5 protein-coding genes and 1 pseudogene are annotated in these 5,973 nt (G+C 72.9%); 4 read left to right on the top strand and 2 right to left on the bottom strand.

Annotated features, from left to right (window positions below):
* On the bottom strand, positions 1 to 473 hold a 473-nt coding region (locus GT030_RS08765; protein ID WP_161200608.1), incomplete at its 3' end, for a GntR family transcriptional regulator.
* 91 nt (positions 474 to 564) lie between these two features.
* Here GT030_RS08765 and GT030_RS08770 point away from each other — a divergent pair.
* The 4 genes from GT030_RS08770 (at position 565) to GT030_RS08785 (ending at position 5,458) form a co-directional block, all read left to right on the top strand.
* Positions 565 to 1,923, top strand: coding sequence for a glutamine synthetase family protein (locus tag GT030_RS08770; RefSeq protein ID WP_161200609.1), 1,359 nt, complete (start codon positions 565 to 567; stop codon positions 1,921 to 1,923).
* Positions 1,924 to 1,993: 70 nt separating this feature from the next.
* Positions 1,994 to 3,364 carry an aldehyde dehydrogenase family protein gene (locus GT030_RS08775; protein ID WP_161200610.1) on the top strand — a complete coding sequence of 457 codons (1,371 nt, stop codon included), beginning with the start codon at positions 1,994 to 1,996 and terminating at the stop codon, positions 3,362 to 3,364.
* Positions 3,365 to 4,153 (top strand): 3-oxoacyl-ACP reductase, encoded by a 789-nt coding sequence (locus GT030_RS08780; RefSeq protein WP_135792667.1) that lies wholly within the window; start codon positions 3,365 to 3,367, stop codon positions 4,151 to 4,153.
* A 63-nt stretch (positions 4,154 to 4,216) separates the two neighbouring features.
* On the top strand, positions 4,217 to 5,458 hold the full coding sequence (locus GT030_RS08785) for a haloacid dehalogenase-like hydrolase (protein ID WP_161200611.1): 1,242 nt from the start codon (positions 4,217 to 4,219) through the stop codon (positions 5,456 to 5,458).
* Between the two features lie 7 nt (positions 5,459 to 5,465).
* Here GT030_RS08785 and GT030_RS08790 read toward each other — a convergent pair.
* Positions 5,466 to 5,973, bottom strand: a pseudogene (locus GT030_RS08790) (amino acid deaminase/aldolase); the annotation flags it as partial.

The following is a 5,973-nucleotide window of genomic DNA, read 5'->3' on the forward strand; positions in this document are numbered from 1 at the left end:
TAGTCCGCGAGCGGCGCGTCCCGTGTGTGGTCCAGCGCCCGCCGCAGCCGCACGACGCCCTCCCCGGACAGCCCGTGCGCCGCGCACAGGCCGGCCGCGCCCACCTCCAGCACCTCGCGGAAGCGCAGCACGTCCTCGATGTCGACCTCCGCCGTGCGGCGCCGCAGCTCGTCCTCGCCGGCCCCGTCGGCGCGGCGCAGCACGAACGTGCCGCCGTACCGCCCGCGCCGCGACTCCACCAGACCCTGGTCGTGCAGCACCCGCAGCACCTCGCGCAGCGTCACCCGGCTGATGCCCAGCCGCTCCGCCAACTCCCGCTCGGCGGGGAGCCGTTCACCGTCGGGGACGAGACCGAGCCGGACCACCTGGAGGATCTGCTCCAGCGCCTCCTCGAAGCCGTTGCCCGCCCGCACCGGACGCAGCACCGCGCCGAGCCGGTCGCCCCCCTCGCGCGCCCCCGTATTCCCCGCCATCCGGTCGCGCCCCCTTCCCAAGCAATGGTTCCCCGCCATACCTTATGGCTCCCCGCCGGACCGCGCGCAGCACGTCCCAGGAGGCTCTCCCGTGGCAGACCGCACACCCCCGCTGAGCATCGAGGAACTGCGGGCGCTGGTCGCCGGCGGTGAGATCGACACCGTCGTACTGGCCTTCCCCGACATGCAGGGGCGGCTCCAGGGCAAGCGGTTCGCCGCCCGCTTCTTCCTCGACGAGGTACTCGACCACGGCACCGAGGGCTGCAACTACCTCCTCGCGGTCGACACCGAGATGAACACCGTCGACGGCTACGAGATGTCGTCCTGGGACCGGGGCTACGGCGACTTCGCCATGCGCCCCGACCCGGCCACGCTGCGCCGCCTGCCCTGGCACCCCGGCAGCGCGCTGCTCATGGCCGACCTCGCCTGGGCGGACGGCACCCCGGTCACCGCGGCCCCGCGCCAGATCCTGTGCCGCCAGCTGGAGCGGCTCGCCGGACTGGGGTACACCGCCATGGCCGGTACCGAGCTTGAGTTCATCGTCTTCCGGGACAGCTACGAGCACGCCTGGGACACCGGCTACCGGGGGCTGACCCCGGCCAACCAGTACAACATCGACTACTCCATCCTCGGCACCGGCCGCGTGGAGCCCCTGCTGCGCCGGCTGCGGAACGAGATGGCGGGCGCGGGCCTCACGGTCGAGTCGGCCAAGGGGGAGTGCAACCCCGGCCAGCACGAGATCGCCTTCCGCTACACCGAGGCCCTGCGCACCTGCGACCAGCACGCGGTGTACAAGACGGGCGCCAAGGAGATCGCCAGCCAGGAGGGGATGGCGCTCACCTTCATGGCCAAGTTCAACGAGAAGGAGGGCAACTCCTGCCACATCCACCTCTCGCTCGCCGACGAAGAGGGCCGCAGCGTGATGGCCGAGGGTGAGGGCATGTCCGAGGTGATGCGGTACTTCCTGGCCGGACAGCTCGCCGCGCTGCGCGACTTCTCGCTGCTGTACGCGCCCAACATCAACTCCTACAAGCGGTTCCAGCCCGGCTCCTTCGCGCCCACCGCCGTCGCCTGGGGCCACGACAACCGCACCTGCGCCCTGCGGGTGGTCGGTCACGGCCCCTCGCTGCGCTTCGAGAACCGGCTGCCCGGCGGTGACGTCAACCCGTACCTCGCCGTCGCCGGACTCGTCGCCGCTGGGCTGTACGGAGTCGAGCAGCGGCTCGAACTGCCCGAGCCCTGCGCGGGCAACGCGTACACCGCCGAATACGACCACGTGCCCACCACCCTGCGGGAGGCCGCCCAGCTCTGGGAGACCAGCCCGATCGCCAAGGCCGCGTTCGGCGAGGACGTCGTCGCCCACTACGCCAACATGGCCCGCGTCGAGCTGGCCGCCTTCGACGCCGCCGTCACCGACTGGGAGCTGCGCCGCTCCTTCGAACGGCTGTGAACAGGCCGTCGGCTGTGAGCGCCCGTGAACCCGCGCACATCTGTGAACGCCCGTGAAAGGTGACATCTCCTTGACGGACCCGCACGAACTCCAGGTGGTCAACCCGGCCACCGAGGAGACCCTCGCCACCGTCCCCGCCGCGAGCGCCGAAGACGTGGCCGCCGCCGTCGCCCGCGCCGTCCCCGCCCAGCGCGCCTGGGCCGCTCTCGCCCCCGCCGACCGGGCCCGGCTGCTGCGCCGCTTCGCCGACACCGTCGACGCGCACACCGAGGAACTCGCCCTGCTGGAGGTCCGCGAGGCCGGCCACACCCTCGGCAACGCCCGCTGGGAGGCCGGCAACGCCCGCGACCTGCTGCTCTACGCGGCGGGCGGCGCCGAACGCCTGACCGGCCGTCAGATTCCGGTCCCCGGCGGCTGGAACGTCACCTTCCACGAACCCCTCGGCGTGGTCGGGGTCATCGCCCCCTGGAACTTCCCGATGCCCATCGCCGCCTGGGGCTCCTTCCCGGCGCTCGCCGCGGGCAACTCCGTCGTCCTCAAGCCCGCCGAGACCACCCCGCTCACCGCGCTCCGCCTCGCCGAACTCGCCCTTGAGGCGGGCCTGCCCGAGCACCTCTTCCAGGTGCTGCCGGGATACGGCCACACCGCCGGCCGCGCCCTGGCCGACCACCCCGACATCGCCAAGATCGTGTTCACCGGCTCCACCCGCACCGGACACGAGGTCGCGGAGCGCTGCGCCCGCCTGCTTAAGCCGGTCACCCTCGAACTGGGCGGCAAGAGCCCCAACATCGTCTTCGCCGACGCCGACCTGAAGGCCGCCCTCGACCCCTTCTCCTTCCTCGACAACGCCGGCCAGGACTGCTGCGCCCGCACCCGCATCCTGGTCCAGCGCGAGGTCTACGACGAGGCCCGCGCCTTCCTCGCGGACGCCCTCGCCGCCGTGGTCGTCGGCGACCCGGCCGACGAGAAGACGCAGATGGGCCCGCTGATCTCCCGCACCCAGCTCGACCGCGTCCGCTCCTACGTCCCCGAGGGCGCCCCCGCCCTGCGCGGCACCGCCCCGGACGGCCCCGGCCACTGGTTCCCGCCGACCGTGCTCACCGGCGCGGCCCCCGACAGCCCGGCCGCCCGCGAGGAGATCTTCGGCCCCGTGGCCGTCCTGCTGCCCTTCGACGACGAGCGGGAGGCGATCCGGCTCGCCAACGACACCCCTTACGGGCTCTCCGGCTCCATCTGGACCCGTGACCTCGGCCGCGCCCTGCGCGTCTCCGGGGCCGTCCGTGCGGGCAACCTGTCCGTCAACTCGCACTCCAGCGTCCGCTACTGGACCCCGTTCGGCGGCTTCAAGCAGTCCGGACTCGGCCGCGAACTCGGCCCGGACGCCCTGACCGCCTTCACCGAGACCAAGAACGTCTTCCTCAGCACGGAGGGGCCCGCTTAAGTGACCGAGACCGAAGCTCCCGTCTGCCGCCGCCTGGTCGGCCGTACCGCCGTCGTCACCGGAGCCGGCAGCGGCATCGGGCTGGCCACCGTCCGCAGGCTCGCCGCCGAGGGCGCCCGCGTGGTCTGCGCCGACATCGACGAGGCCGCCGGCAAGGCCGCCGCCGACGAGGTGGGCGGACTGTTCGTGAAGACCGACGTCACCGACCCCGCGCAGGTCGAGGCGCTGTTCCGGGCCGCCCACGACACCTACGGCAGCGTCGACATCGCCTTCAACAACGCCGGTATCTCCCCGCCCGACGACGACTCCATCCTGGACACCGGCCTGGAGGCGTGGAAGCGCGTGCAGGAGGTCAACCTGACCTCCGTCTACCTGTGCTGCAAGGCCGCGCTGCCCTACATGCGGCGCCAGGGCCGGGGTTCCATCATCAACACCGCGTCCTTCGTGGCCCGGATGGGCGCGGCCACCTCCCAGATCTCCTACACCGCCTCCAAGGGCGGCGTGCTCGCCATGTCCCGTGAACTCGGGGTGCAGTTCGCCCGCGAGGGCATCAGGGTCAACGCCCTGTGCCCCGGCCCGGTCGACACCCCGCTGCTCCAGGAACTGTTCGCCACCGACCCCGAGCGGGCCGCCCGCCGCCTGGTGCACATCCCGCTCGGCCGGTTCGCGCGGGCCGACGAGATCGCCGCCGCCGTCGCCTTCCTCGCCAGCGACGACGCCTCCTTCGTCAACGCCACCGACTTCCTGGTGGACGGCGGCATCTCCGGCGCGTACGTCACCCCGCTCTAGGCCCTGTACCTGGTCGGCGCGTACCGCACCCCCTCCCGACGAAAGGTGTACGGTCCCCGTCCCATGCGACAGTTACTCGCCTGGTCCCTCGCCGCGGCCGCCGCCCTCGCGGCCGCCCCCGCCCTCGCCCCCACCGCGGCGGCCGCCGACACCAAGTGCCCGCAGTTGAGCACCAGTTGGTACGGCAAGAACCGCGCCCGCCTGCAACAGGTCATCGACGCCCACGGCACCTGTTCCGGACACCGCGGCGCGGTCGCCGCGTTCGACTGGGACAACACGGTCACCAAGAACGACGTCACCGACGCCACCCTCTCCTGGGCCCTGCGCCACGACGCGCTGCCCCGCCCCGCCCGCTGGAAGGACACCAGCGCCTGGATGACCGACGCCGGGGACCGGGCGCTCACCGCCGCCTGCGGCACCGGCACCGGCGGCTCCCTGCGCACCTCCGACCGCCCCGGGTGCACCGACGAGATCGTGGAGATCCGGGAGAAGGGCACCACGATGAGCGGCGCCGCCGCCTTCGCCGGCACCTGGAACCACCGGCGCACCGTCCCGCAGTACGCCTGGGTGCCCCAGCTCTTCGCGGGCCGCACCCCGGCCCAGCTCTCCTCGTACGCGGCCGCCGCCCGCACCGAGGCGCTCGCCGCGCCGATCGGCGCCACCCGCACCCTGGGCACCCACACCGTCCCGGCCTACGTCCGCTACTACGACCAGCAGCGCGACCTCATCCGCACCCTCCAGCGGGCCGGATTCCGGGTGTACATCGTCTCGGCCGGCTCCGAACCGGTCACCGAGGTCTGGTCGCGCGGGGTCGGCGTCGACGCCGCGCACACCATCGCCATCCGCTCCGTCCTCGACCACCGCGGCCGCATCACCACCCGCAACGAGGGCTGCGGCGGGACCGGGGTGAACAAGGGCGACGTCATCCCGTACATCGACGGCAAGCGGTGCTGGATCAACCAGGACATCTACGGAATCCACGGGCCCGCCGCCTGGCAGAAGCAGCCGTGGAAGAAGCGGATCGCGGTCGGCGGCGGCGACGCGGACACCGACGTCACCTTCGTCTCCGACGCCACCGGCGCCCACCTGGTCCTCAACCGCAACAAGGCCGAGCTGATGTGCCGGGCCTACGACGACGCGGACGGCCGCTGGGTGATCAACCCGATGTTCGTCGAGCCGCTGCCCCGCAGGACCGACCCGTACCCCTGCTCCACCACCGCCTACAACGCGCCGGACGGCGGCCGCACCCCGGTGCTCCGCCCGGACGGCTCCGTGGTGCCGGACCAGGCGGACACGGTGTACTGAGGGGCCGTCAGAGGAACGTGTGCCCCTCACCCCGGTAGGTGGGCACGGTCGCGGTGACCGTGTCCCCCTCCACCAGGTGCAGCACGTCGAAGCGCTCGCACAGCTCGCCCGCCTTGGCGTGCCGGAACCACACCTTGTCGCCGATCAGCAGATCGTCGGCCGGAGAGCCCAGCAGCGGGGTCTGCACCTCTCCGGCGCCCTCCTGCGGGTCGAAGCGCAGCCCCTCCGGCAGATACGGCACCGGCAGCCGGTCCGGGCCGGCCGCGCCCGACGCCGGATAACCGCCGCCGAGCACGGTCACCGCGCCCACACCGGGACGCCGGACCACGGGCAGCGCGAACAGGGCGGCCGGACGGCCCGTGAACGACGTGTAGTTGTCGAACAGCCGGGGCACGTACAGCCCCGAACCGGCCGCGATCTCCGTCACCGCGTCCTCGGCCGCGGTGTGCTGCACACTGCCCGTGCCGCCGCCGTTGACGAACTCCAGCTCCGGCGCCACCGCCCGCACCGCCCGT

Source organism: Streptomyces sp. SID1328, assembly GCF_009865595.1.
GTDB classification, from domain to species: domain Bacteria; phylum Actinomycetota; class Actinomycetes; order Streptomycetales; family Streptomycetaceae; genus Streptomyces; species Streptomyces griseoluteus.